Raw genomic sequence first — 16426 nt, forward strand, 5'->3', positions numbered from 1 at the left:
TTCATTTAGATAGACACTGCAATTTGCAGAAACGTTGCACGAGCTTTTGAATTATTTTGAAATCTTTTGTAAAACATCTGATAAACAGCGGTTTGAGAGTTGGTAAATTACTGCTCTTTCTTTCAGTCACCATTGACTATCTTCGCAGAAAGCACATTTTTATGAAGATATATCCCCTCAATACTGGCTATTTCAAGTTAGATGGTGGCGCCATGTTTGGTGTTGTTCCAAAAGCTCTTTGGCAGCGAACCAACCCGGCAGACGCGAATAATATGTGTACGTGGGCGATGCGCAGTATGCTTATTGAAGATGGCAATCGCCTTATTCTAATTGATACGGGTATTGGCGATAAGCAAGATGACAAGTTCTTTAGTCATTACTATTTACACGGAGACGATAGTATAGATGGAAACTTGGCGAAGTTGGGCTTTCACAGGAATGATATCACGGATGTATTTCTAACGCACCTGCACTTTGATCACGTGGGCGGAGCAATTGAGTGGAATAAAGATAGAACTGGTTTTATTCCCGCGTTTCCCAATGCCCACTATTGGTCGAATGAGAATCACTGGAAGTGGGCTACAGAACCGAATCCACGCGAAAAGGCTTCTTTTATAAAGGAGAACATTATTCCGATTCAGGAAAGTGGACAGTTAAAGCACGTAAACGTTGGCAATGATTTTTTAGCCACTACGGAATTGGGCTTCGACACCTTTGTAGTGAATGGACACACCGATGCGCAGATGATTCCTATCATCAATTATAAAGGGAAAAAACTGGTGTTTACGGCCGATCTTCTACCAAGTGCAGGACACATTCCACTTCCCTATGTGATGGGATACGATACGCGTCCGCTTCTCACCATGGATGAAAAGGCTCGGTTCTTGAAACAGGCTGCTGAAGAAGAGTACGTCTTGTTCCTCGAACACGATTCTGTGAACGAGTGCTGTACCGTTAAAATGACCGAAAAAGGTGTACGTTTGGATCAGACGTTTGCCTTTAACGAAATGTTCTGATCAAAGATTAAAATCAAAGATATGCACAAAAGAATCCTCGTCGCCGTTGCGGCGGCTTTGCCATTCCTAGCTTTTTCTCAAGGAGGATATTGGCAGAATCACGTTGATTATCGAATGGACATTGATATGGATGTAGACGATAATCAATTTGAAGGAGAGCAGTGGCTGACTTTCACGAACAACAGCCCAGACACAATTACAGAGGTTTTCTATCACCTTTATTACAATGCTTTCCAGCCCGAAAGCATGATGGATACGCGCTCTAGAAATATTGCAGATCCAGATGGAAGAGTTCGCGATCGCATTTCTAAGCTGGATGATGATGAGATTGGCTACCACAGAATTGGAACCTTAGAACAAGATGGAGCTTTGGTTGAATACGACATTCAACAGACCATCATGAAGGTGAAACTCCAGCGTCCAATTGTGCCGGGTGATGCATCGGTCTTCCACATGACTTTTGAATCTCAAGTTCCAATACAGATCAGAAGAACGGGTAGAGACAACAGTGAAGATATCCAGTTTTCAATGAGTCAGTGGTACCCTAAAATGGCGATGTATGACAGAGATGGATGGCATGCCGATCCTTATGTTGGACGTGAATTCTATGGTGAGTTCGGCCGATTTGTGGTGAACATCACCATTGATAAAGACTACGTCATTGGCGGAACAGGTGAATTGACCAACCCAGAAGAAGTGGGACACGGCTACATTGAAGGTGAAGTAGCACGCAGAAATAATAAGATTACCTACAAGTTTGTGGCGGACAACGTTCACGATTTTGCGTGGGCAGCGGATAAAGATTTCCGTCACACCATTATGCACATGGAGGATGGTCGACCTATCCATTTCTTCTACAATCCAGAGACGGCTAACGTAGCCAATTGGGAGAAGTTGGAGGAAATGGCCCCTGCTTATTTCAGCTACATGGGCGAGCATTTTGGGGTTTACCAATATCCACAGTTCTCCGTTATTCAAGGAGGAGATGGAGGAATGGAATACCCAATGTGTACTTTCATTTTAGGTGGAGGAGAAGAGTTTGAGGGCTTGCTGGGAGTGTTTGTTCACGAAGCAACCCACAACTGGTACTACGGTCAGATTGGTACCAACGAGGCGAACTACCCTTGGATGGATGAGGGCTTTACCACCTTTGCGGAATACGAGTGTATTCACTCCTTGATGGAGGAAACGGGCAATCCTCACACACGCGTTTATGCGGTATATGGACAATATCAGTCGTCCTCTCTTCGTGAGCCGATGAGCACACCTGGCGATCACTTTAACACCAACCGAGCCTATGCCATTTCATCGTACTACCTCGGTTCCATTTTCTTGAATCAGTTGAGAGGTGTAGTAGGAGAAGAGGCGTTTTGGAGAGGGATGCATACCTACTTTGATCAGTGGCATTTTAAGCATCCACACCCTGAAGATTTCATCCGTGTGATGGAGCGTGAATCTGGGATGATTCTCGACTGGTACTTGAATTACTGGGTGAATCAGACCAAACCTATTGATTATGCCATCACTAGTGTTGAGCCAATGGGAAGAGGTGCATGTGCGGTGAATCTTGAGCGAATGGGTCAAATGCCAATGCCGGTAGATGTTATGGTTGAATTCAAGAATGGAAGAAAGGTGCGCTACACCATTCCATTGGTAATGATGCAGGGGGTGAAGCCAGAAGGGCTTCCAGCGATGCCTTGGCCATGGACACATCCTACGTATACGTTACAAGTGGATTTTCCAATGGATGAAATCAAAAGCATTCGCTTGAATCCAGATGCGCGCATCGCAGACATCGACGCGTCTAACGATATGTGGCCAGGTCCGGAGTCTTCAAGCCCAGAAGGTAACGGAAATAGTCTCAAAGGCGGACGCTAGGCGATTCCCAATAAACTTTCAAGAGAATACCCGAGGTGTTGCAAAACGCCTCGGGCTATCATTATCACCCCAAAGCCCACCAATACAAAACCGACAACGCGTTCAATTTTGACCAGAACGGCATCGGTTAAATAGGCTTTGAGTTTTCTAGCAGAGAATATTTTAGCGACATCCACCAGTGCGTAGGTAGCTACAGTAATGAGGAAGTAAAGCTTCATCAGATTTTCATCGTTATCTACTGAAGCACGCATCACTACTACGGTTGCTAGCCAATAGGCAAGTACGCCAACGTTTAGAAAATTCATGAAGAACCCTTTCACAACGTACACTCCCACGGGGGTGTTTTTGTTTTCTGGCAGCTTGTCTTTTTCTTCCAAGTGATGCTTCTTCTTGGCGGCATTCTTCACGTTGTAAAGTCCAAATGCAATGATGACAAGTCCCCCAATCCCATACACCCATGCTAGGTTGGTGATGTTCTGCAGAAACGAACTGCTGTAGAGGATGGCGATGATGAAAAGTACATCTGCGGCAATGACACCCGCATCAAAGGCCAGCGCTTTTTTAGCGCCTTTGTTCATGGCAATTTCAAGAAGGAGGAGAAATACGGGCCCCACCATAAAAGAAAGGGTGACGCCCAGGATAATTGCCGCAAGAATTACTTCAAACATCTATTCAATCTAATCGCGTCCGTGTCCGGAGCGTATTGGGGTAAAGTCGATTTGTTTTTTCTCCAAATCGACGTTTTTCACTCGAATGCGCATAGCATCACCAAGTTGATAAATACGACCCGATGATTCGCCAATGATTTGATGATTCTTCTCGTCAAAGATGTAGTAATCATCCTTAAAATCACGAATGCGAATCATGCCTTCACAGTAGTTATCGTTCAGCTCAACAAACACGCCCCAGTCAGTTACACCAGTAATAACACCAGAGAACTCCTCGCCCACAAATTGCTCGAGGTACTTGGCTTGCATGTACTTAATGGACTCTCTTTCTGCCATGGCTGCCATCTTCTCTCGGTCGGATGAATGCTCGCAGAGTTCTTCAATCGGATCCGCAGGTGCTGCTGGTTTTTTGTCGAGATAGTCTTGAAGAAGTCGGTGAACCAGCACGTCTGGATATCGACGAATAGGTGAGGTAAAGTGTGTGTAATAATCGAAAGCTAGTCCGTAGTGGCCAATGTTGGCCGTGCTATAGACTGCTTTTGCCATAGAGCGAACGGTTAGCGTTTCAATCATGTTAGCCTCACCTGAACCTTTTACATCCTTGAGCATTTTATTCAATGAGGCAGAAATCGCCTTCCTTCCTCGGGTAGAAATGCTATATCCAAATTGCTTCACAAAGTTGGAAAGATCGATCAATTTGGTAGGATCTGGATTGTCGTGAATACGGTAAACCATGGTTCTGCCGCTCGGCTCGCCGTCCTTGGCTCTACCTACAAAAGCTGCAACTTCTCGGTTAGCCAAAAGCATGAACTCTTCAATGAGATGGTTCGCATCTTTAGACTCCTTGAAGTACACACCTGTTGGTTCGTTGTTTTCGTTCAAGTGGAATTTTACTTCGCGCTTGTCGAAGCTAATGGCGCCATTCTTCATCCTGTCTTTGCGCAGTTTTTTGGCGATACCATCAAGGGTGAGTATTTCAGCTTTTAATGGACCATCTCCACCTTCAATAATGGCTTGTGCGTCTTCGTATGCAAAGCGGTGGTCGGAGTGAATCGCGGTACGGCCGAACCACTTTTGGCGTACCGTTCCATCTTCATCCATATCAAAGATGGCAGAGAAGGTTAGTTTATCTTCATTGGGGCGAAGGCTACATACCCCGTTGGAGAGTTTTTCCGGCAACATAGGAACCACTCGATCTACCAGATAAACACTGGTTGCGCGTTCCACGGCTTCTTCGTCTAGAAGGGAGCCTGGTGTTACAAAGTGAGAGACATCGGCAATGTGAATACCCACTCTCCATTGACCATTGTCCAGTTTCTCTAGTGACAGAGCGTCGTCAAAGTCTTTGGCGTCAGCAGGGTCGATGGTAAATGTGGTCACGCCCCTCATATCGCGTCGTTTTGCGATTTCATCCTCTGGAATCTCCATTGGAATTTTTTCCGCTACCGCTTCTACCTCTGGAGGGAATTCATAGGGCAATCCATATTCGGCCAAAATTGAATGAATCTCTACGTTGTGATCCCCAGGAACTCCCAACACTTTGATGATTTCACCAAAGGGAGAGCTCGCACGTTCAGGCCAATCGGCCAAACGCGCAATCACCTTTTCACCGTGATTAGCACCGTTGAGTTTCTCTTGAGGAATGTAGAGGTCCACTTGCATCTTAGTGCTGTCAGGGACCACAAAGGCGTAGGACTTGCCCATTTCAACCGTTCCGACAAATTCCGTTCTCTTGCGCTCCAGAATTTCAACCACTTCACCTTCTAAGCGCTTATTTCTAGAACGTGCATACAAGAGGATTTTAACTCGGTCGCCGTGCAATGCGTGCTTCAAGTTGCCCGCTTTTACGAGGACATCGGCTTCCGTTTTGTCGTTCACAATATAGGCGTTTCCGGATGTTGTCATATCAACAACACCTTCCACATGATTGGCTCTAAACTTCAGTTTGTACTTGCCTCGATCTACTTCTATAAGGTCACCTTTTTCTGTGAGTTGTTTCAGAAGAGTTTCCAGATTCTGACGCACTTCAGATGGGATGAGGCCCAAGCGAGAGGCAACTTGTTTGTAGTTAAAACTCTTATTGGCATTGCGCTCAAATAAGGTCAGTGTTTTTTGGCGAATATCGCTCAGGTCGGCCGTCCGACCAGACGAGCCCGATGCCCGTCTATTCTTTTTCTTTTTACTCATGTGGGCAAAGGTAGTGAATGGTGTGGAGCTTGTAGGTTATTAGCATGTAAAGCCGTTCGGCGCTTCCCGTGAATGGATAGTCAATGAAAAGGTAGCCATTTATGGAATAGTTTTGAAATCGTTTAAACAATTTCGAGGGAGTGTTGTAGACATAAGATAGAGCGTTTGCAAAATCATTGAAATCGATCAATCATTCAGCAAACCTTTTCTCGCTTTTATTCGTTACATTATTAACAGATTGGCAATATTCCGATGGCCTTTTTCGAAATAGTGTCACGTACCTTGTAACAGTTTAAACACCAAATCAGTAGATGAAAATTTCAAACAGCAATATTCGAGTACATTTTTGGATCGTCTTAGGAGCTCTTCTTTTGATCTCTTTGATGGATTTCATCCTTGCTCGAATGAGTGGTGCTTGGAGTGAGTGGTTCTGGGGATACGTCTTCGCCATTAACATTGCTCTGATCGCACTGGTTTACACACTTTTTGGTCGACCTATTTTCCGTTTTAACGAAAAGGGTGATGTACTTGAAATTCGCAACGGACTTGCTTTAGGAAAGTGGTTTGAGAAGCGCATTTTGGTGAATAGAGGCAATTTGATGACGTTCACGATTGAGAAGCGAAACTTCAGAAGTTACCTCATTTTGAGTATCCTTCAGCAGGATGGTGTTAGACAACGCCGCTTTGTAATTAGCTTCCTTTCCACAGGGAAACGCGAGAGACTTCGTCACCACCTTCAAGAGATGATGAAAGACAAGCAGGAAGACAAATCCAATGTTCACTTGTTTATCTAATAGATACAGTTCAAGGTAGATGAAAGCCGGTTAGATGTAAAAATCTAATCGGCTTTTTTGTTTGTAGCCTATCTTCGCGAGATGGAATTGGACCTGTATTCAGATGAGCGCTTTATGCGCGAGGCATTGAAAGAAGCCGTTAAGGCATGGGATATGGATGAAGTTCCGGTCGGTGCCATCGTAGTGAGTCAAAACAGAATCATTGCAAGAGCGCACAACTTAACCGAACGACTCCAAGACGTTACAGCTCACGCTGAAATGCAGGCCATCACGGCAGCTGCCAATCACATCGGGGCAAAATACCTCACAGATTGCACGCTATACGTCACTCTAGAGCCCTGTTCGATGTGTGCGGGTGCCCTGTTTTGGTCGCAGGTAGGCAAAGTGGTTTACGGTGCCTCCGATCCTAAACGAGGCTATATTTCTCAAGCTGGAAAACTGCACCCAAGAACAGAAGTGGTTTCTGGAATAGAAGCGGAAGCATGCTCTGACCTGTTGGTGGAGTTTTTCAGGAAGAAGAGGTAGGGGTTGGCTGTTGGTTTTAGCTCACGTCTGAAGCCCCCTTACTCGTTATACATCACCAGTCGCTTCTCAATCACATTTCCATTAGCGCTTCTTAACCGGACGATATAATTTCCAGGAGGGAGTTGAGGGACTACTTCTTCACCCGTGCGGTAATTGAGTTTTTCGAAGACGGATCTTCCTGTTACATCCATAATCACAAGATTTGTGTAACCCCATCCTTCTGGATAGATCACGCTAAAGGATGACGCAGTGGGGTTGGGGTAGATGTAGATGTGGTTAGACTCTTCTTCAGCAAGATTGATTCCAGTAACCGTAATACAATTGGTTGTATCCGTGCAAAAGGCATTGATTAGGATGGCAGCGTAGGATCCGTTGGAGGTGGGGGTGAAATGAGTGGTGTCTCCAATTCCTGAGATAGGTAGCCAAGTAGCACAATCTACCCATTGAACAACGGAAGGTTGTGGTAAGACTCGAAGCGTACCCTGAGTTTCAAAGGCAAAGGGATACATTGCTTCGTAATCCAATTGTAATTCAACAACGCTGTCGCAGCCATTAGAACCCGTTAATGTGTAGTGTGCCGTTGTATCGGTGGCATAGGGCTTTCCATCAATCCATGTGTATTGATAACAGGTATTTACGAACATAAATCCTGTGTCGGTGGGTTCTAGTTTTTCAAAATCCAGTCGCACTAAACTATCGCATTGGTACATGGAGGTTAGGTTGATCCATGGTGTAATGGTGTCCGATTTGTACCACTGTCCGTCTATCCAAGAAGTGGAATCGCAAGAGGAGACATATACGGTAATACTGTCTGTTTTATTCAATCGGGAAAAGTGCAGGGTATACGTACTATCACATCCTCCTGTTTTGACAAACTCCCAAGCGGCAGTGGTATCCGTTTGATAGATGTTCCCGTCTCGCCAAGTGAAAGGCTGACAAGATTGAACGCTATCGATTTGATGAAATGAAGGAATAATAGTGAGGATGTTCACAAACGTACTGTCTGCTCCTGCAACATTTGTATACGTCGATGTATAAGTACCGCTAGAATCTACCCATTGGTTGTTAATATACAGGGAATCACAGACCGTATTTTCTTCTATTTCGTAATTGGGAAACAACGTGCTTTCTGCTGCTCCGCGATCACGTCTACCCGCTCTGATGGAATCGTTTTGAGCGATTGTAAAGTTGCCAGGGCTACCTGAGTTAATCGCTTTTGAACCCGTTTGGGGCAGCATAGTAAGGACGGTGTTCCCATTGTTTGAAAGAGTGCCTAAGTTGGCATCAGTCGCAGTTGCGTTAGTGATATCTGTATACTGGAAATTTAGCCCAAGTTCGGGGCCTAAGAGATTAAAGCCTCCGCTTTTGAAATGTACAGGCCCGGAAGCAAAACGGTTTCTCTTTACAGCTTGAGAGGCCGTGCCGTGATTCAGTACAATCGTGCTTTTGAATGAAATCGAATCTATTTCGTGGTAATAAAGCAGGCTTCCATCGGTAGTGGCTGTGTTGCCTATCAAAGTGCTGTTTTCTATTTGAATATATCCATCGTCAGACGAGTAGATAAATCCTCCTTCATTACCTTGGTTGTAAGCAAAGGTGCTTTCCTGAATCTGAACAACAGGAGAGTAACTAGGTGATCCAGAACTCTGTATTGCACCTCCAGTTCCATTTGAAGTGTTGTAGGCAAAAGTGCTTCTCTTCACCAAGAGTTCTTCTGAGAAACTGAGGATGCCGCCTGCGTTGGTTCCGGCCTGATTGGAATCCAATTGACAGTCGATAAGCTCTGTATAAATTCGGCAAGCCAACCCTCCTCCATGAAACGTAGCTACATTCGATCGAATCGTACAGCCAATTAATCTGGCATTGAATGCATTCAAGCCACCTCCGTCATTCGCTTTGTTCTTATAAAACAGACAGTTTTCTACGAGTGCTTTGTTGGGATCGTCACAGCGTACAAAGGCACCTCCTCCGGCCAAAGAAGATGTGTTTCTAGTGAATGTGCTGTTGCTCAATTTCAATGATTGATTCGTGTAAGCTGATAGGCCTGTACCTCCTTGAATAGAGAAATTGTTCCGAAACTCTGAAGAGTCGACTGACAGATGATTAGAATTGATAACGTTTACACAAAGGCCAGTAGCAAAGGCGGCAGAATCACCATTATCTTCAAAAAGCGAATTCTGAATAGCGATAGAATCTGAGTAGCTGATAGAAATCGAAACATTGATATTGTCGTGAAAGTGACAATTTTGGATAGAAATATTCTCTGTGCCTGTGGTTTTAATAAGACCGTTTCCTGGCGTGTTTTGTCCTACCGTATTGTTGCTAAACTCTGAATGAGTAATATTCAGGTAGTTCAAGGTGTTTGTGCTCGGGGCGACGATACGAGAATACAACACAGACCCACCCATGTGTCCGTAACAATTGCTGAACCGACAATTCTCTATAGTGACTTCATGTGCGCTGATGATTTGAATGGCTCCTCCATTTTTATCGTTGATGTCCGGTGTGCTTCCATTGATAAAATCGAGATTTAGGAAGCGAACAGTGCGAGCAGAATCCATGCCTGCGAGGTTGACGTCGAAAATACGATGCAGACTTTGCCCATCGAGGACAACGCGGTTTCCGTTCAATTCAACTCCAAGAATGGTAAGCGGTTTGGTGATACTGTAGTTCAATATTCCAGAAATAACCGCGTTTCCTCCGGACAAAAGGGAGGAGTCAAATGTTATAGTGTCTGAAGGTGCTGCCGCAGTAATGGCAGAATCTAAACTCCCAGTTCCGGTGGGATTTGTAGATGTTACCACAATTGTATTTGCAGAAATCGAGAGTCCTAGAACTGCTAAAGTAATAGTGAAGAACGTTTTCAGCATAGGTGTGTTTTGGCAAAGTGGAAGCGGGAATGCTCCCATTAATCGGATGACTGATTAATCTCTTCTTACGAAGAGTCGTTTGGTGATGAGGTTCCCATGATCATTGAATAATCGAACGACATATGTGCCCGAAGCCAAGTCATGAGTGACAGTCTTGTTGGATGAGTAATTAAACTCGTTCAACATCACTCTACCTGTCATATCTGCTATTTCAAAATGAGTAGAACCCCATTCTGCAGGATAGTCAATTCTGAATGATGAATGAGCAGGATTAGGAAGGAGATAAACAGCAGAATTCGAGTTTTCTTCTATCCCGATACTCCAACTGTAGCATTTCGTGTACGCCGTACATCCATCTTCACTTATGGCAGCAAAATATCCAGCTGTATCAGGTGCAGTGTAAGCGTGATAAACGGAAACTAAAGTAGAGTCTTCACAAGTGTACCATTCAACGGTTGCATTCGAATTGGTTGCAATGAAGTCTGTCCAATGAACCCATACAGAATCATCGATGGGAGTGATAGTCATTCTCACATCAACAACACTATCGCAGCCGTGAATGCTCGAAAGCGTAGCAATAAACGAGGTGTCGCGGTAATACGTGTTACCATCGGCATATTTAAAAGGCCCACACGTATCGATGTGAACAACGGCACTGTCGTGGTAACTCTGTTGAATACTCAACGTAACTACATGAGTACTGTCGCTGTTGTGTCGATTGTTGAAAGTGGCTGAAATAATGGTGTCGGAATGATACCATTGGCTGTAAAAAAGAGCTGAGTCACATCCAGTATAGGCCTCAAATGAATAATGAGATTGGGCACTTCCTTCTGCAGCACCACGATCTCTTTGCATGAAAATGGGAACGAGATTTTGATGCAGCGAGTGGTCTGTGGAGTCTCCAGAGTTAGCCGCAGGACTACCTTGAAGTGGAAGCATGGTTTGACCAAAGCCTCCGTTATGAGCAAGAGGACCCAGTCCAATTGCGGAATCAGGGAATCGAGTCAGGTCGGTGTACTGACGGTCAAGCGGGAATCCAGGTTGAGTAATATTGTACCCAAGAGATGATATTTTAAAATTGCTTGGAGCTTGGGGATATGCCAATACATCTTGTCCGCCTGAATTTGATGAGATGATATTCCCTTTCAAGTCGAAGTTTCCCCTATTGATGTAAAAGGCATTTCCGTTACTCGTAGCGGAGTTGCCGTATATGGTGTTGTTTCTAAGTGTAGCCGAACCTCTGTCAAAGTAGAAAGCCCCTCCTTCATCAGCTTGGTTGTGAACAATCGTATTAGAAGCGATGTGTCTTGTCAATCCAGTAGAGCCAAAGTACAACGCGCCTCCCATGTCGTTTGATGTGTTGTGGGATATAGTAGATCGCAGAAGTACGAAGTCATCGGAATATATGGTTATCGCGCCGCCTCTGCCTGTAGTTGTATTTGAATCGAGGACACAGTCCTCAATTCTAACGAGGTTATCTCCACCTACCGATTTGCTGTTTGCTCGAATTGCACCACCGTAACTGGAAGAGTTGCCTCTGACAATGCTATTCTTAATGAGTCCATTAGCTACCTGGATTCCCCCAGAAATTACGCCCTGATTGTCCTTGAAGGTGCAATGTAATATTCTCATATATGAATGAGCTGAACCCGCTCTTTCTGTAATTCCAGGAGCTTCACTTGTGGCTGTATTGCTCACAAATGTGCAGTGGTTGAAGAAAATAGAATCTATAGAACGATATTGTGCGCAACCGTGACTGGTGATATTGTCTGAAAATTGGCAAGAATCAACTTTAGCCCGATCTAAAGTTGATAAATACATACTTGGTGAGTCTGTTCCACCCCGGCTCGAGAAAAAGACTTGGTTGTCATGAAAGTTACAGTCTTTAATAGACACTTCATCTCCAAGTTCCAGTTGTAGATTGACGGAGCCATTATTGTAAAATTCACAATTTTCAACTTCTATTTTCTGGAACTTGTGAAAGTAAACGACACCGCCCAGATACGCTGTTCCTCCTGAAAATTGTGAGTTTGTAATCCGCACAAAATCGGGGGTGAAAACGGTTCCGGGACCGTTGTTTTGGGATCCAATGGCTGCGCCGTAACCATCAGAATCTACGTTTTGAAAAACACATCCATCAACAATCAGCGTGTCTAAACCAAGAACATTGATGGCTCCCCCGTCTTTATCGCTGTAGGTAGAGGAGTTCATGTCCTTGAAGACGAGATTTGATAGACTAACGGTTCGGTTGGGAACTGTATCAGGGATATTCAATCGGAAAGCTCTATGCTGATTGATGCCATTGAAAATGACTCTAAACCCTGCCGAATCTACCCCTATGATGTGCACCGGTTTGGTGATGAGGTAATTTACAGGACTAAAGAAATTTGCATTTCCATTCGTCAATACTGTTTTATCAAATTGGATGGTGTCTCCTGCGCTATAAGAGTCTAGGGCGTAACGCAAGCTTCCAGGCCCCGACGAATTGGTATTGACAACCGTCCATTGTGCATGGGTTAGTAGAGATGATAAACACCAGAGAGCGATAAAGAGGGTGCGCATGAGTGGATTGATTTTTTCAAAAATAAGAAACATAGAAGTGAGCTACTTCAAACTGACATTTTGTACGCTGTTGTAAGAACGGGTCTGTTAGACGTGGTTGGACTTCATTGATGATTTGCTCATCGCTGAAGTTGGGTGTTTAAATAGATATAGTATGATGTGTTTTATCGATTGTAACCCCTCTTCCTGCGAACATAATCTCCTCAAACACTACCCCCGTTAAACTCATAAACTCAGTTCCATTCCCTACCTTCGCAGCGCAAATTTTAGGATATGTATCGTACGCATACTTGCGGGGAACTCCGCGCCGAACATGTAGGGAAGGAAGTAACGCTTTCAGGATGGGTTCAACGCCGTCGTGATCTAGGTGGAATGTCGTTTATCGACCTCCGAGATCGCTATGGAATTACTCAACTCGCCTTTAATGATGGAGTGGATGCCACTCTCTTGGAAAAGGCGCGTAAAGTGAACCGCGAATTTGTGATTCAAGCTACAGGTAAGGTGATTGCCCGCGAGAGCGTGAACAAGCAGAATCCAACTGGTGATGTGGAAGTGGTAGTGACAGACTTGAAGGTCTTGAATGCGGCTAAAACACCACCATTCACTATTGAAAATGAAACGGACGGCGGTGAAGAACTTCGCATGAAGTACCGCTATCTAGATATCCGAAGAAATCCCGTTCGCGACAACCTAATGCTTCGCCACCGTGTAAGTATGGCCGTTCGCAAGTACCTTTCTGATGCGGGTTTCATCGATGTGGAAACTCCATACCTCATCAAATCAACACCAGAAGGAGCTCGCGATTTCGTGGTGCCGAGCCGTATGAATCCCAATGAGTTTTACGCTCTTCCACAATCACCTCAAACGTTCAAGCAACTTTTGATGGTAGCGGGCATGGATCGCTATTACCAAATTGTTCGTTGTTTCCGCGATGAGGACCTTCGTGCCGATCGTCAGCCTGAGTTTACTCAAATTGACTGCGAAATGGCCTTTGTAGAACAGGAAGACATCATCTCTATGTTTGAAGGCTTGATAAAAAGCTTATTGAAGGAAGTTCGCGGTGTTGAAATTGACGAGGTTCCACGCATGAGCTGGCATGAAGCCATGGAACGCTATGGAAATGATAAGCCAGATATTCGCTTCGGAATGGAGCTTATCAAAATGAACGACTTAGTTCAGGGTAAAGGCTTCAAAGTTTTCGACGACTCAGAATTGGTGGTTGGAATTAAAGTGGATGGAGCTGCGGATTGGACTAGAAAGCAACTCGATGCACTGACCAAATGGGTTCAACGTCCACAAATTGGAATGGGTGGCGTTATTTGGGCGAAATACGGAGAAGACGGATCTCGCTCTTCTTCTGTCAATAAATTCTTCGACGAAGCAGCACAAGCAGAATGGGCAGAAGCCTTTGGCGCTCAGCCAGGCGATTTGATGCTCATCTTGGCAGGTGCCGAAACGAAAACCCGAAAGGCGATGAGTGAACTTCGTCTTTACATGGGAGAAGAACTCGGATTGAGAAATCCAGATGTGTTTGCTCCGCTTTGGGTGACGGACTTTCCGCTATTGGAGTGGGACGAAGATACCGAGCGTTACTATGCAATGCACCATCCATTTACTTCACCTAAGCCGGAGGATATGGATAAAATTGACACGGCTCCAGGTGAGGTTCGGGCCAATGCCTACGATATGGTGTTGAATGGTAACGAAATTGGTGGTGGATCTATCCGTATCCATGATCGCGACCTTCAAAAGCGCATGTTTACGCTTCTTGGCTTTAGCGACGAAGAAGCGCAGGAGCAATTCGGTTTCTTGATGAATGCCTTTGAATACGGCGCTCCGCCACATGGAGGTATCGCTTTTGGTTTTGACCGCCTCTGCGCCTTGATTGGTGGTGATGAGGTGATTCGCGATTACATCGCATTCCCGAAAAACAACGCTGGTAGAGACGTGATGATCGATGCTCCAGCGGCCATTTCTGGTGAACAACTCGATGAATTGTATCTTGGTCTTAAACCGCTCGATTAAGCGATGACCACACGCCCCGACAACTATTTAGGAAGATTTCTGGTTTGGAGGATCAAACACATCCCTCAAAAGCAGTTCATCATTCTCTTGAGTATTTTGGTGGGGCTTATTACGGGATTTGTTGCGGTTATCCTAAAGAACTCTACTCACGCCATCCAAGAGTTGGTGACGAGTGAGCGCCTTCGTGATTACCATCAAGTTTACTATTTCCTCTTTCCTATCATCGGTATTCTGATTACCGTTCTCATCAAGCGATGGTTGCCGGGTCCATTGGGAGAGGGGATTCCCAGTACGCTCTATGCTATCTCCCGTCGAAATGGCATTTTGAAGCCGTTCAAGATGTTCGCTTCGGTGATTACTTCTGCCTTTACAGTAGGCATGGGGGGATCCGTTGGTTTGGAGGGACCTACCGTAAGTACGGGGTCGGCTATTGGATCTAATGTGGGGAGGATTCTTCACCTTACCTACAAGCAGCGTATTCTTCTCATTGGTTGTGCAACAGCAGGTGCTATCGCGTCTATCTTTAATGCACCTATTGCTGCCATCATTTTTACTATCGAGATTTTTAGTCTTGATCTGACCATGGCCTCCCTTTTACCGTTGCTCTTGGCCTCTGTTTCAGGGGCGGTGACCAGTATTTTCTTAGAAGGAGATAGCCAGATCATCAGTTCCAATCTCACTGCACAATTTGAAGTGAGTCACGTTCCGGCTTATATCGGAGTAGGTGTCCTTTGCTCGCTGGTTTCCATTTACTTCAAAAAGGCCTTCTTTATGACGGAAGGACTTTTTGATAAGCTCGAGAATAAATACGTAAAAGTGCTCGTGGGGGGTACGGCTCTCGGACTCCTTATCTTCTTGATTCCACCGTTGTATGGGGAAGGTTTCTCTACCATTAACCACTTGCTAGATGGAGATGTTGAACGCGTTCTATCCCGCAGTTTCTTGTGGAGTGATGACGCGGGACTTCCTACCATTTTGCTCTTGTTAGCCGGACTTTTTCTATTTAAAGTACTCGCGGCCTCTTTTACTATGAATGCTGGAGGCGTAGGGGGGATTTTTGCACCTACCCTATTTATGGGCAGTGCATTAGGATTGATGTATGCCAAGTTTATCAATAGCACCGGACTGGCCAACTTGCCAGAAAGTAACTTCACCTTGGTAGCCATGGCTGGTCTAATGGCTGGTGTACTTCACGCTCCACTAACAGCCATCTTTCTCATTGCTGAGGTAACTGGAGGGTACAGTCTGTTCCTCCCTTTGATGCTTACTTCAGCAACGGCTTATCTCGTAACGAGGGGAATTGATCCACACAGCATTTACACCGAACAGTTGGCGCGTAGGGGCGATCTTATTACCCACAATAAAGATCAGACCATCCTTACCCTGATGAAGACCGAACAAGTGATTGAACGCGACTTCATCCATACCCATCCAAGCATGAGCTTGCGCGATCTAGTGCAGGTATTTACAAAGTCACGCCGAAATCTTTTCCCAGTTTTGGAAGAGGGTAGATTGGTAGGGGTTCTGACTTTGGATGATTTCAAGCAAATGCTTTTCGACAAGACCTTATACGACAAGGTTTTTGTGCGAGATTTGATGGTGAATGCTCCCGCAATTGTGGAGAAAACCGATACCATGGAAGCGGTGATGCACAAATTTCAAACCTCAGGTGCATGGAACCTTCCGGTTACTGATAGCCAAGGGAAGTACATTGGATTTATATCTAAGTCGAAACTATTCTCTGCGTATCGCCGTAAGTTAATTGAGGTAAGCGACGATAGGTAGCTGGATTAGCCCGAATCGTTTCAATTGAACATTTCTTTACCTGCTGTAAGGAATAGGAACTCAGTCGTTTATACTTTGCTTATATTGCTCCCCCTGTAAAAAGTTGAACATTTTGC

10 protein-coding genes are annotated in these 16426 nt (G+C 45.0%); 6 read left to right on the forward strand and 4 right to left on the reverse strand.

The features are described from left to right. The first annotated feature begins 161 nt into the window (after positions 1-161). Complete coding sequence (locus F8C82_RS13500; protein ID WP_151694152.1) at positions 162-1016, forward strand: MBL fold metallo-hydrolase; 855 nt, start codon at positions 162-164, stop codon at positions 1014-1016. A gap of 21 nt (positions 1017-1037) precedes the next feature. Then, positions 1038-2894, forward strand: coding sequence for a M1 family metallopeptidase (locus F8C82_RS13505; RefSeq protein WP_151694153.1), 1857 nt, complete (start codon positions 1038-1040; stop codon positions 2892-2894). On the opposite strand, the gene F8C82_RS13510 is transcribed toward F8C82_RS13505, so the two are convergent. Both F8C82_RS13510 and rnr read right to left on the reverse strand, forming a co-directional pair. After that, on the reverse strand, positions 2891-3562 hold the full coding sequence (locus F8C82_RS13510; RefSeq protein WP_151694154.1) for a LysE family translocator: 672 nt from the start codon (positions 3560-3562) through the stop codon (positions 2891-2893). The genes F8C82_RS13505 and F8C82_RS13510 overlap by 4 nt on opposite strands. A 9-nt stretch (positions 3563-3571) precedes the next feature. Further along, a complete protein-coding gene (rnr, locus tag F8C82_RS13515) occupies positions 3572-5749 on the reverse strand; it encodes a ribonuclease R (RefSeq protein WP_151694155.1) in 2178 nt (725 codons plus the stop codon). 311 nt (positions 5750-6060) lie between these two features. On the opposite strand from rnr, the gene F8C82_RS13520 reads away from it, so the two are divergent. Together F8C82_RS13520 and F8C82_RS13525 are read left to right on the forward strand one after the other, a co-directional pair. Beyond that, positions 6061-6543 carry a hypothetical protein gene (locus tag F8C82_RS13520; protein ID WP_151694156.1) on the forward strand — a complete coding sequence of 161 codons (483 nt, stop codon included), beginning with the start codon at positions 6061-6063 and terminating at the stop codon, positions 6541-6543. A gap of 81 nt (positions 6544-6624) precedes the next feature. After that, complete coding sequence (locus F8C82_RS13525; protein ID WP_151694340.1) at positions 6625-7068, forward strand: nucleoside deaminase; 444 nt, start codon at positions 6625-6627, stop codon at positions 7066-7068. A gap of 38 nt (positions 7069-7106) precedes the next feature. Here F8C82_RS13525 and F8C82_RS13530 read toward each other — a convergent pair whose 3' ends face one another. Further along, complete coding sequence (locus F8C82_RS13530; RefSeq protein WP_170266272.1) at positions 7107-9938, reverse strand: right-handed parallel beta-helix repeat-containing protein; 2832 nt, start codon at positions 9936-9938, stop codon at positions 7107-7109. Between the two features lie 54 nt (positions 9939-9992). Next, positions 9993-12500, reverse strand: a complete 2508-nt coding sequence (locus F8C82_RS13535) for a right-handed parallel beta-helix repeat-containing protein (RefSeq protein ID WP_170266273.1) — start codon at positions 12498-12500, stop codon at positions 9993-9995. 273 nt (positions 12501-12773) lie between these two features. On the opposite strand from F8C82_RS13535, the gene aspS reads away from it, so the two are divergent. Further along, on the forward strand, positions 12774-14525 hold the full coding sequence (aspS, locus tag F8C82_RS13540) for an aspartate--tRNA ligase (protein ID WP_151694159.1): 1752 nt from the start codon (positions 12774-12776) through the stop codon (positions 14523-14525). 3 nt (positions 14526-14528) lie between these two features. Beyond that, a complete protein-coding gene (locus tag F8C82_RS13545; RefSeq protein WP_151694160.1) occupies positions 14529-16310 on the forward strand; it encodes a chloride channel protein in 1782 nt (593 codons plus the stop codon). The last annotated feature ends 116 nt before the right edge of the window (positions 16311-16426 follow it).

The organism is Phaeocystidibacter marisrubri, assembly GCF_008933165.1.
In the GTDB taxonomy this organism is placed as follows: domain Bacteria; phylum Bacteroidota; class Bacteroidia; order Flavobacteriales; family Schleiferiaceae; genus Phaeocystidibacter; species Phaeocystidibacter marisrubri.